Consider the following 19,136-nt stretch of genomic DNA (forward strand, 5'->3'; position numbering starts at 1 on the left):
TCTGAAACCTTACAAACCCACCAGCTACTCAGCGTTTGATTAATAGTTTGGCTTGTTTTATCGCTTTGTCATTCTGAATTCGGAGCAGGTACAATCCTTCGGCCCAGGCTCCACAATTCAGTTCCAGGTTGGTCCCGGTTAGTTGCAACTGCTCACTCCAAACCATTCGTCCGTCCATAGTATACGCCTGCAGCAACCAGTGGTCATTTGATTGAAAGTCACCAACCAGGTAAACCCGGTTAGCAGCCGGATTGGGATAAACCTGAAAGCTTTTCGTTGTCAGTGATTCATCCACATCGGTAGCCAATTGATAGTCAAACCCAAGCTTATCCAGGCCGGCCTGCACATCGGCATCCTGCATCACCAAATCCCACAAGAGCCCGGTCCGGTGATTTTCAAGCATCACCACAATTGGCCCTTGATCAATACCAATGTAGGACTCCTGAATCCAGTTCCGCTCATCATTAAAAGCATCGTACGGACCGTATTTCCCAAACAATTCCTGTCCGCGCTCGCGATAAAAATACTTCAAGGCCCGTAAAGACTCTTCCGGGATATAGGGCATGCTGGACAAAGCGGCCGTTGGGCTTATCGTTCCATTATCGTTCGAGTAAGGTTGATGCGCCGAATAACCGTCTGGATCATCGCTGGCTGTTAGTCCCCAACACTTTTCGCTGTAATTTTTAAAGCCCATTGGGTTAGCCACAGCATACGCATGATGAATACGCGCTGTGTTAACATGCTCCGTCCAATAGTCAGCATACTGATCTTTCAATCCCTTCGGATCTAATCCGAGATGGGCATAATGAATCCAGAAAAGTGGACCGCCCCAATCCGGCGCCAAGCTGATGGGGTAATTGTAAAAAGTCCGGGGCCTGACCATATTGCCATTCCGTGCCCAACCTTGTTCGTACACTTCTTTATTGATGCCATAGGTCGGCGACGAAGCAGCCATGACGTAGGTGACTAAACTTTCATTCCAACCACTCACCTGCAGGTTCTTTTCAAAACCAATTCGTGGTGACCAGTGCCAATACAGCACTTGCTGACCATCTTGTTGATACCAGCTCCATTCAATTTCTTTCCACAATTGGGTCGCTTTCTCACGTATTTGTACCGATTTAGTGTCTCCATCCTGAAAGTAGTTTCTCAAGGCAATCAGCGCCTGAGCCACAAAACTTGTTTCCACGAGATCGCCACCATCATCATCGGGTGTAAAAGCCTGAGTTTTTAGTGTATTGCCATCGTACCAGTGCGACCAGGCGCCATGGTGACGTTCACAGTTTTCCAGAAAATCGAGAATCATCAAAATCCGGTCTTTTACCTGCTCTTTTGGCCGATACTCCCGTTCGTGAGCAACAATCATGGCCATTAATCCCATGCCGGTTGCTCCGGAAGCCACCGTCCGGCCATTGCCGTTGGAGCGCTCCAAAGCCATTCCACTTGCTTGATGTGCCCCTTCCCAGAAATAGCGGAAAGCATACTCCTGCGTCATATCAAGCAGCTGATCATCGGTATAATCCTCCAGCTCAACCGACTTATCCACCGAAGAAGATTCAGCGCCCTGATAGACCGAGCTTACCCGGTAATGCAGAGTCGCATTTTTACCTTCTTCGGGGACAAAGTCGAGGCAATTGTTCTCTGTTGTTTCCTGACGTAATGTATAGTTTTCACCGCCATCAAACGAGGCATAAATTTTATAAGTCAACCCAGTTTGAGGGGCTGTCCAGTTCAGCTCCACATGGCTGTCGTAACCAGCCACCTGCAGGTCTTCAACCGGAGGAATTTGCTCCAGGCTTTTAAACGCACTGATTTCGTCGACCAGTAACAGGCGCGAAAGCCCGTTTTTTTCAGATTGGCCAAAAACAATGGCCTTAACCCGGGTAAAATCCAATGCGCTATTCTCCGGGTCACTTGTAATTTCTTTTATCGGAAACGTAATACGTGTCCACTTTTGTGCGGGAATGGAAGGATTAAATGCACCTAAGGCATAGCGTCTGGAATCATCGTCAGCACCCGTTGATTTGGCAACCCGCAGGCCAATCAGCGGTAAAGCCGATGATGGAAGTTCATTTTCAGAATAAATATAGCAAGCGATCGAGTCCAGGGCTGTGAGGTCAGCATTTTCCCACCCGGGACGATGAATCCGAACGATCCAGTTGCCGGATTCGGAAGAAGTGTAATTAAATTTCAAGGCCGATTGTCCCTGAAAGGCTGTTTCGGAGCAAGGAAGCTTATCATTGTATTGCGGTGCCCCCGGCGGAAATGTGTATTCAAATTGACTTTCTCCGAGACTGCTCAAATCAACCAGTCCCTGATCATAGTAGCTGTTGGTAGTTCCTTCTGCAAAGAAATACACTTGCTGAGCCATGCCAGGCATGCACAGCATCAAACCGAAAAGCATTAAAAGCCCTACCGGGATTGTTCGATTGTTTATCATTTCAAGGGTATTTTCTGTGCGATTTGGAACTTATTGGGGAATAGTATCTCAGGCTAAGCTAAGTAGAGCAAAGTCACTATAGTCATCGTTGCTGCAGCATTCTCGTCTCCTGCCAACGATCTGTCAGGCATAAAAACCTGCGAAGACCATTACCAGCCTTCGCAGGGGCAGATTGTTATTAATAGCTGAATCCTAAGCGATCCAGCCCACGTTGCACGTCTTCATTTTTCATGAATAAATTCCACAACAAGCCGCTCCGGTAATTTTCAATCATTACCGGGATTGGGCCCTGATCAATTGCCAGATAGCGCGGCAACGACCAATCAGCAGTAACGCTGTATGCATCGTAAGGGCCGAATTTGCCAACAAGCGAATCAGCTTCGGCATACAAGTATCTCAGCATTTGCATGGATTCTTTGGGGGTATACGGAAAAGAAGACAAGGCTGCCGTTGGGCTAATAACCCCCAGATCGCCGTTACCCGGACGATGGCCTGAGTAACCATCCACCGAATAGCTCGAGGTGAAACCCCACTGCTTTTCGCCATAGCCTTCGAAGCCCTTCGGGTTGTCTACCGCATATTTGTAATGAATCATGGCCTGATTCTGGTTCAGTTGCCAATAGTCTCCGTACTTGTCAGACAAGCCTTTGGGGTTCAATCCCAAGTAGGAATAATGTGCCCAGAACATTGGTCCGGTAGGTTCATTCACATTTCCATAGAAATTCAGAACCGTATTTAATCCATAGTAAACGGTATCGTTGGAAATAGCGCCGTCCTGTGCCCAGCCTTTATGGTAAGCTTCGGGCTGAATGGCATGCGTTGGAGAAGCTGCAGCCAGTACATACATGATCAGGCATTCGTTATAGCCACTGACTGGCATGTTCATATCCCAACCATAATTGGGCGACCAGTGCCAGTAAAGCACATCTTCGCCACCTTTGGTGTACCAATCCCACTCAACTTCTTCCCACAGTTGATTGATGTCGGCTACCAACTGCATCTCGGCGTCGTTTCCGCCTTCAAAATATTCAGCTACCGTTAAAAGTCCCTGAATCATAAACGCAGTTTCAACCAGGTCACCACCATCATCTTTTTTACTGAATGGCTTCACTTTGCCGGTTTTACCTTCGAGCCAGTGTGGCCACACCCCATGAAAACGATCAGCTTTTCCCAGGAAATCCACAATTCGCTGATAGCGCTCCAAGGCTTGTTCGCGCGTAATATAACCACGCTCAACACCAACCAAAATTGCCATCACTCCAAAACCAGAGCCCCCCAAAGTAATCACATCCTGATCGTTTTGCGGATAAACGCCATCCATATGAATGCGCTCGCGAGCCATCCCGGAGTTGGGTTCAGCTCCCTCCCAGAAATACTGGAAAGTCTGGTATTGAATGGTGTCCAACAGTTGCGTATCTGACAAATCAGCATAGGAGGATCCCTCCTGGGGTGCATGGGTGCATGACACTCCCATCAACAACAGTAAGCCACCTAATATTAAATGTTTCATTGCACGTATTTTATTTGGTAGTCTGATTTTCTGAATTCAATGAGTTTGAAAAAGAAAACCAATCGTATTTTGCGAAAAAAGAACACCTCTAATTTCTCCAGTATATTTTATGGGGAGAAGAAACAAGGTTCACCTTCTGGTAGAAATTAACTTTTAAGATGAAGGCCGCCCGGAACCCCAAGCAGCCTTCCATACTTAAAAGAAACCTAACTAAACTATTTCTTCTTTCTCCTTATTTCTCGTTCCCCATAATGTTCTGAATCTGCGCCTGGCTTAAAGCCTTGTTGAACAAACGAAGTTCATCCATCGCACTCTCGTCAGAGTTGTGGCCCCATTCGTTAAACCTTGGCGCGCCCGACATGATTGAAAGCACATCGCATCCAGTCCAGTCAATTCCTGTAAACGCCACTTGTTTAGCAACTTCGCCATTGATATAAATCGCACATTCCGTATCTGAAATGGAAAAGGCCAAGTGTACCCACTCTCCGGTTGTTGGGTCAACATCAGCTGCCGAGGCACCATCAACCCAAAGATCAGCTTCGCCATTTCCTACATTCAGTTTAAAGCGTTGCTTGCCAGCAGCATCTTCTCTGAAAAAACGGAACCCACTTTTACGGTTGTTCTGTTTGTCCGGATAACCAGCGTTGGCCGTATCCTCTGGCCCCATCGTCAAAATACCGGCTCGGTCTGGTGTGGCATTCACCTTCATCCAGAACACTGCAGTGAATTCATTCGAATGAAACTCCTCTCCCGGTAAAGTCAGGTAAGCAGCCGAGTCGCCCACATAAGCCTGACCGATTTTTCCTTCGGCAAAAGCCGGAGTCCCAACAACTGTTGCCTCCGTTTCTGTCAACAGGTTCATGTAAAACCCGCCTTCGAAAGGCATGTACAAGATTTCGTCCGCATACCTGGCAATGTATTTATTGGTCACCAGAAAATCCAGGGTTTCGGTGGTTGTTTTGCCTGACAGGTCAGTTGCTGTTACAACCAATGAGTAGTCGCCAATGGCAACGGCTGTTTGTGACAGGGTTTCCAACACCCGGCGGTAATCTTTAAAATCGCTGTATTCACCGATAACCTGCTCATTCAGCGTTACCGTGAATTGTTGCACTTCAATATCATCAGTTACTTCAAATTTGAAGTCGATGTCCGTTTGCTCATCGGTAAACGGGATGGTGATATCTCCGGTTGGGTAATTAATCTTCACAACCGGGGCTTCCGTATCCTCACCGGGAGCAACAGGCGTTATCGAGTCAATTCCCTCATTACATGCAACAGCAAACAAACCAGCCACCGCTGCAGTGAATATGTATTTTAATGCTTTCATTTTCATTCAATTTTTAGTGATTGGTTACTTTTGAGCTGCCCCCAGGTTTGGCAACAAATCCACTTGGTTTTGCGGGTAAGGCAGGAACGTCAGTTTTTCAGAAAACGAACGTCCTTCATAACTTAGCTCATCATATTTGTCCAAGCGAACCATATCGCTGTAGCGAATTCCCCACTCCATACCTAATTCGGCAAATTTCTCATCCATCACTTGCTCAAGTGTCACACCGCTCAGGTTGCTCAATCCGGCACGTGCGCGAACCGTATTAACCGCGGCATCAGCAGTCATGGCAGAGCTGCTTGCTCCCTGCACCAAAGCCTCGGCATGCATCAACAGGATTTCAGCATATCGAATGACAATCATGTTTTTGTTTGACCCATAACGCGTACGTCCTGGTGTTAACTGATCTGAAGGCAGGTAATGCTTACCACTTGAGAACATGGCCCGTGAAAAGTCATTAATCACATCACCCGAAGGCGTTGTATTGGAAATCCAAGCTGGCAAAGAAGTGTATTTGGGATCTTTTTTAATCTCAGCAATACCTCTGTCTGTAAACAGGACACTGGTTTCCAAGCGAGTTTCCTCGCCACGGTCCAACATAAACTTGATCCATTTCAGGCTAGGCTCATAAAAGCCCCAACCGCCATCGGCACCTTTTACTTTAGGTGACCAACCTTGTGGTCCTAAAGCGGCAAACTCGTAATAAACCATGTCACCTGAGCTTTGACCAAAATCAGAAGCTTGCAGCTCCAATAGGTTTTCGCTGCTCAGTTTTCCGGGAATCTTGAACAAGTTGTAAAAATCAGCTTCCAACGAAAATTTACCGGAGCTAATAATTTGAGAAGTCGCATCAGCAACCCCCTGGTAGTTTTTCAATTCCTGATTAGCCAAGGCTTTAATGGCTAAGGCAGTGTATTTAGTAACTCCACCAGGAATATCTACACGCTCATTGGGACGTAGGGCTGGCAAATAAGGAAGCGCTTCATCCATTTGATCTGAAAGGTGCTGCATCACTTCATCTTTGCTGGCCACATCCAAAACCAGTAAGTCAGACGGGTCAGAACTTGTTGTGATAAACACATCACCCCAAACACGTGACAACTGAAGCAACAACCATCCGCGAAGTACTTTGGCTTCTGCAATGTATTGATCAGCCGTAGCGGTATTGCTGGCAAACTCTTTATACAGCTCTATTTGCTCCATGGCTGAATGCGTGTCAAAAATATCCGCATACAGGTTTTGCCAGGTTGAGTTGTACATCCAAAAGTCCTTGTTGTAGTTGAACTTGTCCATTTCTGCAAAATCCTGCTGATCACCCAATCCTCCGGCATTCACATCGTCACCACGAACCGACATCAAAGGGAAATCTTCCCAGCCTCGTGAGTTGAATTCAGCGTAAGCACCGATCAAAGGCAAAATCATGTCCTCTGTTTGAGTGTAGTCCGTTTCTTCGGTGAAAGAAGTATTCTCTTTCGGTTCGTCCAGTAAATCATGACAGGCTGAGGCTCCGAACAATACAGCGCCCAAAGCAACCATCTTGATTGTATATTTTCTTAATTTCATAATTCTTCCTTTTTAAATCGATTAAAATTTAACATTCAGCCCAATCGTGTAAGTCGCAGGGATTGGGTAGGTTTGACGATCAATTCCATTAGCAACTTCTGGGTTGAATCCGTTGTAGTTAAATACCGTTAACGGACGATCAGCCGTGAAAGTGATTTTGGTATTTGGAATTTTTGTTCCGAAGAAATCCTTGCCATTCAGGTTGTAAGCCAACTGAATGTTTTGAATGCGCCAGAACGATCCGTCTTCAACAAAGAATGAACTTAGTTTTTGGTTCCATCCTTTTCTCAATGCTGCAGAAGAAGGGTATGAATTGGTTGTTCCTTCACCATGCCAACGGTTAACGGCCAGGTCAGCATCCATATTCAAATCAGGTGTCCAGATTACTTCACCTCGTTTGCGGTTCAGAATCTTGTTTCCGGACTGCCCTACCAGGCTGGCTGAGAATTCGAAATTTTTATAGTTAAGCCCCAGGTTGGCGCCATACATGAAGTTCGGAAAGTAAGAACCCAACACCACGCGGTCGTCATCATTAATTTGGTTATCACCGTTTTGGTCACGGTAGATAAAATCTCCGGGAACCAGGTTGTTGGCTACTGCAACCGGATCAGCCTGAATTTGCTCTTCATTCTGATAAACACCAGCTACTTCATATCCGAAGAATGCCATTAAAGGCTCACCCACCATTGAACGCTGACGGAATTCAGCTGAACCACCATCAATGTATGGCTGTCCGTACAAGTCGCGAACCTCGTTTTTCAAAGTTGAAATATTGGCTCCAATGGAGTAGCTCAAGTCTTTAGTAATTTCATCATTCCAATTCAAGGCTAACTCAAAACCAGAGTTACGAATAACTCCTACGTTTCGCAACACACTGCTTCCTGTTGAAGGAATTTTTACGCGAATTGCGGCGTTCTCCGTATCACGGATATAATAATCTGCTTCAACAGACAGACGGCTGTTAAACAGGCGAGAAGACAATCCAACGTTAGTTTCCTCCGTTACTTCCCATTTCAAAGAAGAGAAGGTACTGGCAGTGGTTGTTCCACTGTACAGAATATCGCCCAAAGAGGTTGTTACAACATTGGTAGTTGAAGCACCATCGCTGGCCTGAATTTTATCGTTTCCAAGCCGTCCCCAGCTGGCACGCACTTTCAGGAAGTCGATCACATCAATTTCTTCCATGAAATTTTCTTCAGACACAACCCATCCGGCACCAACCGTTGGAAAGTAACCCCATTTTTCCTGGTATTTTGAGCTACCGTCGGCACGCATGGTACCGTAAACCAGGTAGCGGTCGTTAAAGTTGTAAGAAATACGGCTGAAGTAAGAGATTCCGTATTGTCTGCTTCCACCGTCACGTACAGCGGTAGTCGGAATGTTCGCTAAATCAGACTGACTAATGTACCAGGCTTCTTCCTGATCAACCGGAAAATTCACGCCTTGAGCAGTCAGCATGTCATAAGCCTCGTCGCGGTATGAAGTACCACCCATAACGGTCCATTTGTGTTTACCGTAGCTATCGTCGTAAGTCAAAACATTGTCCCAAATCTGGTTTGAATAGGTTTCGCTTCGCTTAGTCAGCGTGGCATCAACCCGCTTAAAGTTGGTACTAATGAAATAAGGTAAAGCCACATCCCGGTTATTCAGAGACGTAAAGTTGTGGTTGTAGCTTGTTTTAAACGACAGTTTTTCGGGAATCACATCTACCTTGGCATAGAAATTAGCCAGGACTTTACGAATCTTCATCCGACGATTATTGTAGTCAATGGCGGCAAAAGGGTTCTGTCCTCCGCGATACCCAATGTGTTCTGCACTCGCGTATTTTGTTGGCCAGGCATCGGTGTTCAATTCATCATACACCGGCATAATTGGTACGGCCCAGTAAGCCATACTCCACGCACTTGACTCCTGGCTGTATTTGGTTGCATTACTGAAAATCATGTTACCACCAATGGTAAACCAATCAGTTGCTTTGAAATCAACTTTTGAACGAAGGTTAAAACGCTCATACTCGTTTTTCATATCCAGAATACCTTCTTGCCCAAAATAGCTGGTTCCTAATGAGTAAGTTGCCTTGTCGCTTCCACCGGCTACACTCAAACTATGGTTTTGGATCGGAGCAACACGCATAATCTCATCGTACCAATCGGTATTTACGTCTGGCACGTTAGGATTAATCCGGCTTCGACCGTAACGCTGCATGGCTTTGTAAATATTATCAATAGCAGTTTGAGAGCCAGACTCCATAGCCATCGTTGTAAATTGCTCTGCATTGGCCATCTTCAGCACATTTTGAGCCACCTGCATTCCGTAGTAGCCATCGTAGGTAATCTCTGATTTTTGATTGGTTTTTCCCGATTTGGTTTCAATCAAAACAACCCCATTGGCTGCACGCACACCATAAATAGCAGCGGCCGAGGCATCTTTCAAAACAGAGATTGAAGCAATATCCGACGTATTCAGGAAGTCGATATTGTCAAAGAACATTCCATCAACCACATAAAGCGGCGCTTCATTATTACTTCCAGGATAAGACCCGATTCCACGTACACGAATGGTCGGTGAATCGCCGGGAGCACCACTGCTCACCACCTGCATTCCAGCCACCTTGCCCTGCAAAGCCTGCATGGCCTGCCCGGCCGGAGTCTTCTGGAGCTCATCAGAGTTTACTGTAGAAATAGAAGAAGTAAGGTCCTTCACTTTCAGCTGGCCATAGCCAACCACAACGACTTCATCCACCAATTCAGTCGACTCTTCCAGTTGTACATTAATAACAGTCCGGTTACTTACCGCAACTTCCTTAGCACTTAAACCAACAAAGCTAAATACAAGCACATCTGTATTGGCTGCTTTAATGGTATAATTTCCGTCAAAATCAGTGATTGTTCCGGACGTTGTGCCTTTAATAATAACACTAACCCCTGGAATAGGCTCTCCAGTTGAAGCTTCAGTTACATTTCCCGTTATCGCATTTTGTTGCGAAAAAACCGAGGTAACCGAAAAAATAAAGCAAAATAGAAACATTAGTTTTTTCATCGTACACCTTTTTGATTCAGTTTGTGCAGCTAATCTACACTCCCCACAATATTTTAAGAAAAATTCACATACACTTCTAATTCTCTTAACATGGCGAAGTGAGTATCACGCCTCATCAGCACCTCACACCTTAATACAATAAATCCTGCAACCAGCTGTTTATCAAACATGAATTACCTCATCATTTCTCACTTTTTTAAACTTTAAACGAATATGATATAAAACATGTTTTTCACAAAAAGTAACAAATATCAGCTTTCAAAAGCCGCAATCAATTGCTCCATGAACCAACTAACTGTAGACATAACCCCTAGAATTGCTATTTTTGACATCCTGGCATTGGTGGAATTCCCCCCTTTTAGGGGATGATCGCAATCAATCGGCAGTTTACTTTTTTTTGACTTTGCGGCTTGTGGTTAATATTTAACGAAAAAGAGGATGAATCGAAATAAAGCAACTCATTTAATTTATGCGCTATTGTTTTTGCTACAGCTTGTTCTGCCCGGTGCAAAGCTACAAGCAAAAACACCCGTTTTCAACATTAAGAACTTTTCAAAGAACAATTACCACGCTTCCAAGCAAAACTGGGCAGTTGACCGCAGCCCCAACGGTTTTCTATACTTTGCCAACCATGGCGGTCTGCTGGAGTTTGATGGTGTAGACTGGAAACTCTACCGGCTTCCGAATGAAACCAACCTGCGCTCGGTTCTAGCCCTGTCCGATTCCCTGATCTACACCAGTGGCTACCGTGAGCTGGGCTATTGGCTGGCTGATGAAAACGGATTTCTGCAATACCATTCCCTGAATGAACTTGCCGCTCCGTATTTCTCCGACAACGAAGAATTTTGGAACATCGCCATTTTGGATGACGCCGTCTATTTCCATTCATTCAACAGTGTTTTGATTTACCGCAACAAGGAGATCAAACCGATCAAACTCCCCGGATTCTCGAATACCATGCACCGGGTAAATAATGATATTCTATTGGCAGTAAGCGACCAAGGGATTTTCAAAATAAAAAAAGACGGGCAGACACAGCCTTATATCCAATCGTCCTTCTTTAATGGTCTCACGATTCGGTTCATCCTTCCTTTCGGAAACAATCAAATCATATTTGGAACCAATTCCAATGGCATTTTCATTAGCGATGGTCAATCCATACGTGAGTGGAATCCTACATGGACCGACTATTTCAAGAAAAATGAAGTAAACCGCGGATTCTTTGATCAACAAGGACGTTTAATTATCGGAACGCTGATTGATGGCATTCTCATTTTTGAAAAAGACGGCTCGCTGGTCTCCCGATGCAATACCGATCAGGGGCTCCAAAACAACACGGTACTTGGAATTACAACCGATCAGTTCAACAATATCTGGCTGGCCCTGGATAACGGCATCGATTTTATCTCCAATGATCGAAACCTGGGGTTTGAAATTGAAACACTCCCGGAAATTGGCGCTGTTTATGATGCGGCTGTTTATGAAAACCAATTGTACCTGGGAACCAATCAAGGCTTGTTCAGGCGAGCACTCAATGACAACCAGGGCGACTTCCAACTCGTTCCTTCCACGCAGAATCAGGTATGGGAACTTCAGATTTACAACGACCACCTTTTTGTCGGGCACAACGATGGCACCCTGTTGATCAAAGACGGAAAACACCAATTTATTTCGAGACAGTCGGGTGGTTTTTCCATTCGTGAGGACCCAATGAAAGCCGACTACCTGCTGGAATCCACGTATTCAAACATCATTCGCATAAAGCAGGAAGAAAACACCTACCGGCAGGATGGTGTAATAAAAGGATTTTTTGACCTGATTCGCTACATTGAAATTGATCACCTGGGCGACATTTGGGCCAGCCACATGCGACGAGGCATCTACCGGCTTCAGTTGAACAACAAACGCGACAGTGTGCTTAACCGCATCTACTATGGCAAAGAGTCGGTGTTTAAAAAAGACCATTCGGTGCATGTTTTTAAGGTTGAAAACCGAATTGTTTTCACCACCGAAGAACTCTTGTACACCTATAATGATTTAACGGACTCCATCCTCCCCTATGATTTATTCAATGAGCAGCTGGGGCCTTTTATAGCCTCTAAGCGAATTATTGCTGGGCCCGACCATCATTATTGGTTTATTACGGGAGAGCAAATTGGCTTGTTCAAAATTTTCAACAACACCATTGAGCAGATAAAAACCTATCCTCGATCGCTGTTTGCGGGCAATGAGCTCATTGAGGATTATGAAAATATTTTGCCCTTAACAGAAACCAAAGCCATTGTATGTCTTGAAAACGGAATTGCACGAATTGATGCTGCAATAAGCGACACGAGTTCTGTTATTGAAAGCTTTCAGCCCAAGCTCCGCGAGTTGGAACTGACCTCCAGCCGTGGCGAAACCGTCCGAGAGGCCATTTCCGGACAGGATGTTCATATAAAATACAAATACCATAACCTGCATTTGCGGTATTCTTTTCCGTACTACACGCATAATCCGATTTATTTCCAGTCGTACTTAAAAGGACTGGATCAGGACTGGTCTGAAAAATCAACCGAACCGCGTTTTGTTTTCGACCGCTTGCCCGCCGGCAACTACACCTTGCTGGTTAAGGCCATTGATCAATGGGGCAATGAAAGCCAGGTCGACTCGCTATCGTTTAAAGTGGCGCCGCCCTGGTACCTCACCAATTACGCCCGGGCAATCTACCTGCTTCTTTTTGTTGCGGGCTTACTGGGCTTCCGCACCTGGGGAATTCAGCAAACACGCAAAAAAGAACGGCTGGAACACGATAAAAAGGAAAAAGAGCTGATTCGCTTGCGTAATGAGAAGCTCCGGGACGAGATTCAGCATAAAAGCAAGGAGTTGGCCAACTCCACCATGTCCATCATCAAAAAGAATGAGTTTCTTTTAGAGATAAAAGAACTTGTATCGAAGCAAAAAGAACAGCTGGGATCGCGCTTTCCGGACAAGTATTACAATCATTTGAACCGAAAAATTGATGAAAACATGTCAAGTGATGATGACTGGCAATTATTTGAAACCAACTTTGAGCGGGCCCACGAGCAGTTCCTTACCAAGATCAAATTGCGGTACCCGGAACTGACTGCCAAAGACCTGCGTTTATGCGCCTTTCTTCGTATGAACCTGTCGTCCAAAGAAATCGCTCCCCTGTTGGGGATCTCTGTTCGTGGAGTAGAGAATCACCGTTATCGTCTGCGTAAGAAAATGAACCTTGACCATGATGAAAAATTGACGGATCTGATTTTAGAGCTTTAGAAAAAAAAAGAACTATTTTTTCACGAAATAGCCATATTTGTTAGGTAGTTTTTCAAGATTTACTATATTTGCACTCGCATTCAAATACGGGTGTAGCTCAGTTGGTAGAGCACTGGTCTCCAAAACCAGGTGTCGGGCGTTCGAGTCGCTCCTCCCGTGCAAAAGAGCTGTTCTTCGGAGCAGCTCTTTTTTTATTTTCGTCCATTTTTTGCCACATTATTCCCCTCCCTTTCGCTTGTATTTTTTATATTTATCAGAATCAACTTGTTCCATCCAAGCGAACAGAAAAATGACCATGAAAAAAACAGGAATAATTATGTCGATGAAACATACCGGTTCATGCCTTTGTGGTGAAATTACTTTCGAAATTGAGGGAGATTTTGAGCATTTCTTTCTTTGCCATTGCAAACGTTGTCAAAAAGACACCGGCTCGGCCCATGCGGCAAATTTATTTTCTACTTCGGCAAAACTGCGCTGGCTGTCGGGAGCACATCAAGTCAAAACCTTTCGTTTAAGCGCAACCAGGCACGCCAAAAGCTTCTGCCCCTCTTGCGGATCAGCGCTTCCCATTCTTCAGCAAAACGGCTCACTGTTGGTTGTTCCGGCAGGCTGTTTTGACACCAAGATCCCCATAATACCACAAGCACATATTTTCATGGACAGCAAGGCCAATTGGGACAATAAGCTGAATGAAATTCCCTGCTTTGCCCAACTCCCCCAATAAGCGTTCTCAAGCCAGGTTGCGGTTACTCCACAAGCTCACCGCTGAGGTTGCTTGAATCACGTTACAGTCAGGCATAAAAAAAGCTGCTCCAAAATTATCGTTCGATAATCCCGAAGCAGCCTGACTATTCAAAACTCGACTAATGAGTATTTTCAAAGCTTCAGTTGTCGATCACCTGAAGCTCTATGTATCTTTTACAGCACTTGCTCAGCCAGCTCGTTGAAATAGCTGATGTTTTCCTGAATATCCGGAACTGAATTCTCCCAGTTATGCTCGTATTCAATGGAGAACAAGCCTTCAAAACCTTGTTTCTTCAGCTCTACCAGCATGCCGTTCATGTCCAGAATACCAGTTCCCCAAATCACATCGTGTTGCTCGGCTTCGCCTTCCACCTTTTCCTTGATATCCTTAAAGTGAAGCGCTTTCAGGCGTCCTTCATATTTTTTCAATCCTTCTACCGGATCAACCCCCATGCGTTTCCAATGGCCCACATCGGCACAAGCTCCAATACGGTTACTCAAGCCATCAACCGCCTCCAGAAACATGTCCGGATTCCAGTAATTGGAAGGCTTTGGGTGATTATGAATGGCCACGTTAATACCAAACTGGTTTGCCAGCTCATCAACATATTTCAGGTGTTTGTATTCCGGCTCACTCGTGATTAGTTTAATTCCCATCTGATTGGCAAACTCGAAGAGTTGTTTCCACTCGGCCTCGTCTTTGCAAATAACCACGCCGCAGGCAACAATTTTCACCTCTTTCGAACGGGCATATTCCAGCACTTGATGTTGGGTTTTCTTATCCATCCGGAAGTCCATGGAACCTTCCATACCTTCTCCCAGAGGCTGACCAAAGTACACTTCAATAGCTCCCAACCCAAGCTGATTCACTTTATCAACAGCTTCCTTGAAGGTAAATTTATGAAAGGTGTAGCTCTGAACGCCCATTTCCCAGCCGGCCTTTTCCAACTTTCCTTGTTGGGTTGAAGGTTTACAAGCCGCGGTCAATACAAGCAAGAGCAATACGCTTTTGTAGATCATTTTTCTCATGATTATTCGATTTATGATTTCATTCTTAAAGGTTTAAGCTATACCGGCCATTTTATTTCTACGCCCTGGCTCTGGATAAATTGCTGAAAATCGGCCAACAATTCTCTATTTTCGCGCACCTCGCGTGGCTTAACCTGCTTCTTGGAAGCAAAATGAACCAACATACCCACCACTTCGCCAATGTTCCACTCTACCGGGTGCAACCTGTAGCAACCGTTAGTGATGTGTGTTGTTCCGATATTTTTAGAGGCTGGAAGTAAGTTATCCATTCGCTGTGGAATCAATGATCCTAAAGGAACTTCAAAAGGAAGAGAAGGCAAATCGATGTAGTTATCGCCTTTGGTTGAAGGGTGCAAATCCAGGTAGTAGGATCCGACACCAATGCTGTCATAAAAACTTTCGCATTTAGTTGCAGCCTCCTTCCCTTTAACCAGGGTCCGGTTTTCAACGCCTACGTGTTCTTCCAGCACGGTAAATAAGGATTTGATTCGTCGCCCTTCACGAATGTACGGGTATTTGGCCATGCCATCATCGGTTCCCATTACATCCTTGCGCAAACGAATTCCGGGCCAACCGGCACCTCCATCGGGCCGCTCCACTTCAGTTTGAAGCCAGTAAATCAAAGATAAATTCAGTTGACGGGCGCCTTCCACATGCTTTTTAAAATCCTTCTCGCTAACATCCACCAAACGCCCTAGCAGGTAATCATTCTGAGGCCAGTTAACAACGGTCATGTCACCAGCAAAAGTGCCCGGCGTGAAATTATGACGGTTAATAATTTTCCGGTAATTCCACAGATTCATCACATCCCCCGTGCGCCCTCCTTCGGGGTGAAAGCCCAAGGTTTTTGGCTTCAGGGTCGATGGCGATGAATAGGTCAAGTCAAGCAAACGTCCGGGCCATTTGGGCTCCATTTGGGGCACAAAAGAACGCCAGAAATCATAGTTCGCAGGTTTATCAATCACATGGTTTTCACCAGGACGGTAATCCAAGGCAAAACACAAAGTAAAAGCTTGTTCGTTTTCAGGATCACCCACTTCCGGCGCATGCAGTTCCCTGGTTTCCTTTTTCGATTCAGTTCCGGTTACATATTCGGTTCCGGTCATCGGCAGCAAATCGCCCATTTCCGTGGCGTCAACAAAATAAGGGGCCGCAAGAACAAGGGCTTCATCCCTGCGCATATTCAAAACTTCCAGCCCTTTAACACGGCTTCCATCCACATCCGCTGCCGTCGCTTTATGTTCCAGCAAAAGCGTCAGTTGGCCAGAACTAACAAAGGGAGCAAACATGCTGTTGAGAACGGCAAGAGCCACTTTGGGTTCCACACACAAGCGAGAAACGGCACCATCACCTGGGTTCAGGTTTTCCTTAGCGGCAGCAGCTTCGGTCAAGGGATAATTACGTCTGTAGTAATCCCGCAATCCCTTCCGGAACTCCCGAAACAGCTGAGTTGCCCCATGGGTTTCAATCCAGCGGTGTTCATCCAGCGGCACCCCTTGCTGAGTTATTTGTCCACCAATCCAATCGGTTTCTTCCGTCATAATTACTGAAAGTCCGTTGCGCAAAGCCCCCAAAGCACATGCACAACCTCCCATTCCGCCACCTGCAATGACCAGATCCGCTTTCATTTCCTTTCCAGCTTTCCGTCTATTGCGTTTTGCACTTTGAACCGGTTTCCCGGCCGGACTTGCGATCAGCGGAGCAGTAGCCAGCAACCCTCCTGTTGCTCCGAGCATTCCAATAAAATTACGTCTTTTCATATCTATTTTGTTTTAGCCAATCAAGTGGTCAAGTCGCATCCCATTGGCTTCCTGATTTATATTAGTTACTTCTTTAATCTCGTTGATAATTATTCACAAAACCAGCACTCGGTCTTAGCTCAATGACTTTTTAAGACCGGTAACATTTCATCCATAGAAAAATCCCAATTCAATACCGTTCCCATCACCGGCAAAATCATGCCTGCTGTTTTCAGTTGTCCCCGGTAAGAAGGGTGTGAATCAGAACCCAAATCTGTCTCCGGATCCAGCAGTTGGCGCGGTACTCCCACGAAAATCACATCTCCTGAATTTATTTCAACTCGTACCTCATGCACCATGCGCTTGGTATAGGTAAAGGCAGGCTCATCCATCATGGGGCCCGTAATGCAAAAGATTTTCACCCCCGGGTAAACGGCTAGCAGCTTATGCAACAGCGCTTTCCCAGCTTCCACAAAATCAGCTTCATCCGGAAACGGCTGAGTAGAAAAATCGTTGGTTCCAAGGTTAACCACAATCGCGTCAGGCTGGTAGTTCGTCAGCTCGTAACGCCTTGTTGAATCATTGTCCAACAGGTAATCCAAGCGTGCGAGCATGGGCTGAAGTTTCACCGATATCTTTTCAGGATCGCCATAATTTCGAACCATTCCGAGTCCCGAATGCGATATTAAGTGATACTGCGCCTCAAAAGCCCTTGCAATTATCGGTGCGTACGATTTTTCACAGTTCTCCGTGGAAGGTTTAAACCTTTCTGTTCGGTTTTGTCCTTCGGTGCCGTAGCCACATGTGATGGAGTTCCCGATGAACATCAGTTTTCTGGCTGGTAAAGCCTCTGGCTGAACCAAGCTTTCTTTCTCACCCAGGTAAAGCCCATAAAACACGGCAGTGCCCATATCAGCTTCCGTCCGTTTTACCAGTCGCAACTGGTGTGTCCCTCGTGTAAGGCGTTCCGGAAACCACCAAACCGTGTCGTTAACGGCATGTACTACCTGCACCGGATAATCGTCCACCCATACATTGAAATAATTCCGTTCGCCGCCTTTCAAGCGAATGCCAAGCACCTTGCCTGAAAAGCCGACAGTAACCGTTACCCCGGGCCAGTTGTAAGTGGCTTCACCCTGCTCTACAGCCACCCGCCCCATGTATTGAAATTCCGGGCTATTAGCAGCAAAAAACCTGTTTTTACCGGCTCCCCAACTGCTGCTGGAGAACCAAACCAATACAACCAACAGCAGGCCAATTTTCAAGAAGTAGCTTCTTTTCATTTCAACGAAGCATTAATTGTCTCCAGGGTTTGCCAGCACTGATACAGCCCGCGTGGCACATGGAAACACCCTTTCCACTTTCCACCCTTCAGCGGAAGCAATACCTCGCCTTGACGATTCAGGTAGCCAAACCACTCCGAATGTTCTTCATCTTTAAAGTGCGACCAGGTGTAGTCGTGTACTTTTTTAAACCATTCCAGGCTTTTCTCAGAACCGGTCAGTTGGTAACCTTTCAGCATAGTAATCAAGGTTTCAATATGAACCCACCAAAGCTTTTGATCCCATTCCAGCTGCTGCGTTGGATGTCCCAAACGATCCATGAAATAGAAAATACCGCCATGTTCCTGATCCCAGCCATATTCAACCATTTGAATGGCTATTTCGTTAGCTTTCGTAATCAAATCCGGACGATTAAGTCGAACGCCCAGGTCCATAATAAACCACATGGCTTCAATGGCATGTCCCGGGTTGAGCAAACGCCCGTCAAAGGTATCCGACAAGGTCTCATCTGCATTCAGATTTTCAACCACCAGCCCAAGCTCCGGCCGATAGAACACCTCCATCACTTCATGAATACAGGTTTCCATCGTTTCCTTCAGAAAATCTTCGTCCAGCAAGTGCTCAATTTCCAAAGCCAGGTTGCACAAAATCATGGGCAAGGCAAAGTTTTTCAGGTTTCGGGTACCCGGATAGGCCTTGTTCCATTGCCCTTTGGGATTGCCTGTTTTCGCCAAAACAAGCTCGAATGTTTTTTTGGCGATATCAGCATACTCCTGGTTTCCGGTAGCTTTGCTAAGCTGTCCAAATGCCATGCTGGCAAAAGTGTAGGAGAAAATATTGTAGGGCTCTACCAAGGGGTTCCCTTCTTGCGTAAGCGAAAAGTACCAGTTCAAATTCCCGTCATGCCCGTATTTCTTCAGGAATTCAGCTCCTTGAATAGCTGCATCCAACCATTCCTGTTTTTGTTCTACCTGGTTGTACAACATTGAGAACAGCCAGACTTCGCGTCCCTGCAACCAAATAAATTTATCGGTATCAAACACGTTTCCTTCCCGATCAAGACATGTAAAATATCCGCCGAATTCTTTGTCCTGCGAACAGTTCAACCAGAAAGGAACGACATTTTCCAACAGTTCCTTCTGGTATTTCTCGGCCAGTTGTTTAAAATCTGTTTTTTCCATTG

11 protein-coding genes and 1 tRNA gene are annotated in these 19,136 nt (G+C 45.7%); 3 read left to right on the forward strand and 9 right to left on the reverse strand.

The annotated features are described in order from the left end of the window. Positions 1 to 28: 28 nt before the first annotated feature. The 5 genes from ACRD6K_RS13125 to ACRD6K_RS13145 all read right to left on the reverse strand — a co-directional run bounded on the left by ACRD6K_RS13125 (position 29) and on the right by ACRD6K_RS13145 (position 9,879). A complete protein-coding gene (locus ACRD6K_RS13125) occupies positions 29 to 2,440 on the reverse strand; it encodes a glucoamylase family protein (protein ID WP_430973600.1) in 2,412 nt (803 codons plus the stop codon). 178 nt (positions 2,441 to 2,618) lie between these two features. Beyond that, positions 2,619 to 3,950, reverse strand: a complete 1,332-nt coding sequence (locus ACRD6K_RS13130) for a glucoamylase family protein (protein ID WP_430973601.1) — start codon at positions 3,948 to 3,950, stop codon at positions 2,619 to 2,621. Positions 3,951 to 4,182: 232 nt separating this feature from the next. Next, complete coding sequence (locus tag ACRD6K_RS13135) at positions 4,183 to 5,277, reverse strand: LamG domain-containing protein (RefSeq protein ID WP_430973602.1); 1,095 nt, start codon at positions 5,275 to 5,277, stop codon at positions 4,183 to 4,185. 24 nt (positions 5,278 to 5,301) lie between these two features. Then, entirely contained in the window at positions 5,302 to 6,840 is a 1,539-nt protein-coding gene (locus ACRD6K_RS13140) for a RagB/SusD family nutrient uptake outer membrane protein (protein ID WP_430973603.1), read from the reverse strand. A 21-nt stretch (positions 6,841 to 6,861) separates the two neighbouring features. Beyond that, positions 6,862 to 9,879, reverse strand: a complete 3,018-nt coding sequence (locus ACRD6K_RS13145) for a SusC/RagA family TonB-linked outer membrane protein (protein ID WP_430973604.1) — start codon at positions 9,877 to 9,879, stop codon at positions 6,862 to 6,864. A gap of 438 nt (positions 9,880 to 10,317) precedes the next feature. On the opposite strand from ACRD6K_RS13145, the gene ACRD6K_RS13150 reads away from it, so the two are divergent. The 3 genes from ACRD6K_RS13150 to ACRD6K_RS13160 all read left to right on the forward strand — a co-directional run bounded on the left by ACRD6K_RS13150 (position 10,318) and on the right by ACRD6K_RS13160 (position 13,882). Continuing rightward, the gene (locus tag ACRD6K_RS13150; protein ID WP_430973605.1) at positions 10,318 to 13,158 is read left to right on the forward strand and encodes a helix-turn-helix and ligand-binding sensor domain-containing protein; all 2,841 of its coding nucleotides are present in this window, start codon (positions 10,318 to 10,320) and stop codon (positions 13,156 to 13,158) included. Between the two features lie 86 nt (positions 13,159 to 13,244). Beyond that, positions 13,245 to 13,317 (forward strand) — tRNA-Trp (locus tag ACRD6K_RS13155). A gap of 136 nt (positions 13,318 to 13,453) precedes the next feature. After that, positions 13,454 to 13,882 (forward strand): GFA family protein, encoded by a 429-nt coding sequence (locus ACRD6K_RS13160; RefSeq protein WP_430973606.1) that lies wholly within the window; start codon positions 13,454 to 13,456, stop codon positions 13,880 to 13,882. 194 nt (positions 13,883 to 14,076) lie between these two features. Here ACRD6K_RS13160 and ACRD6K_RS13165 read toward each other — a convergent pair whose 3' ends face one another. From ACRD6K_RS13165 to ACRD6K_RS13180, 4 genes are all read right to left on the reverse strand, one after another. Further along, positions 14,077 to 14,931, reverse strand: a complete 855-nt coding sequence (locus ACRD6K_RS13165; RefSeq protein WP_430973607.1) for a sugar phosphate isomerase/epimerase family protein — start codon at positions 14,929 to 14,931, stop codon at positions 14,077 to 14,079. A gap of 38 nt (positions 14,932 to 14,969) precedes the next feature. Further along, entirely contained in the window at positions 14,970 to 16,691 is a 1,722-nt protein-coding gene (locus ACRD6K_RS13170; protein ID WP_430973608.1) for an FAD-dependent oxidoreductase, read from the reverse strand. Between the two features lie 119 nt (positions 16,692 to 16,810). Then, positions 16,811 to 17,953, reverse strand: coding sequence for an SGNH/GDSL hydrolase family protein (locus tag ACRD6K_RS13175; RefSeq protein WP_430973609.1), 1,143 nt, complete (start codon positions 17,951 to 17,953; stop codon positions 16,811 to 16,813). Further along, a complete protein-coding gene (locus ACRD6K_RS13180; protein WP_430973610.1) occupies positions 17,950 to 19,134 on the reverse strand; it encodes a n-acyl-d-glucosamine 2-epimerase in 1,185 nt (394 codons plus the stop codon). The genes ACRD6K_RS13175 and ACRD6K_RS13180 overlap by 4 nt, the downstream gene beginning before the upstream one ends. Positions 19,135 to 19,136: the final 2 nt, after the last annotated feature.

The sequence above is a fragment of the Sunxiuqinia rutila genome (assembly GCF_050589705.1).
GTDB lineage: Bacteria > Bacteroidota > Bacteroidia > Bacteroidales > Prolixibacteraceae > Sunxiuqinia > Sunxiuqinia rutila.

Excerpts from the sequence above, each read along its gene's own strand:
- ACRD6K_RS13125 (WP_430973600.1), bottom strand. The coding sequence starts at position 2,440 with ATGATAAACAATCGAACAATCCCGGTAGGGCTTTTAATGCTTTTCGGT.
- ACRD6K_RS13130 (WP_430973601.1), bottom strand. The coding sequence starts at position 3,950 with ATGAAACATTTAATATTAGGTGGCTTACTGTTGTTGATGGGAGTGTCA.
- ACRD6K_RS13135 (WP_430973602.1), bottom strand. The coding sequence starts at position 5,277 with ATGAAAGCATTAAAATACATATTCACTGCAGCGGTGGCTGGTTTGTTT.
- ACRD6K_RS13140 (WP_430973603.1), bottom strand. The coding sequence starts at position 6,840 with ATGAAATTAAGAAAATATACAATCAAGATGGTTGCTTTGGGCGCTGTA.
- ACRD6K_RS13145 (WP_430973604.1), bottom strand. The coding sequence starts at position 9,879 with ATGAAAAAACTAATGTTTCTATTTTGCTTTATTTTTTCGGTTACCTCG.
- ACRD6K_RS13150 (WP_430973605.1), top strand. The coding sequence starts at position 10,318 with ATGAATCGAAATAAAGCAACTCATTTAATTTATGCGCTATTGTTTTTG.
- ACRD6K_RS13160 (WP_430973606.1), top strand. The coding sequence starts at position 13,454 with ATGAAAAAAACAGGAATAATTATGTCGATGAAACATACCGGTTCATGC.
- ACRD6K_RS13165 (WP_430973607.1), bottom strand. The coding sequence starts at position 14,931 with ATGAGAAAAATGATCTACAAAAGCGTATTGCTCTTGCTTGTATTGACC.
- ACRD6K_RS13170 (WP_430973608.1), bottom strand. The coding sequence starts at position 16,691 with ATGAAAAGACGTAATTTTATTGGAATGCTCGGAGCAACAGGAGGGTTG.
- ACRD6K_RS13175 (WP_430973609.1), bottom strand. The coding sequence starts at position 17,953 with ATGAAAAGAAGCTACTTCTTGAAAATTGGCCTGCTGTTGGTTGTATTG.
- ACRD6K_RS13180 (WP_430973610.1), bottom strand. The coding sequence starts at position 19,134 with ATGGAAAAAACAGATTTTAAACAACTGGCCGAGAAATACCAGAAGGAA.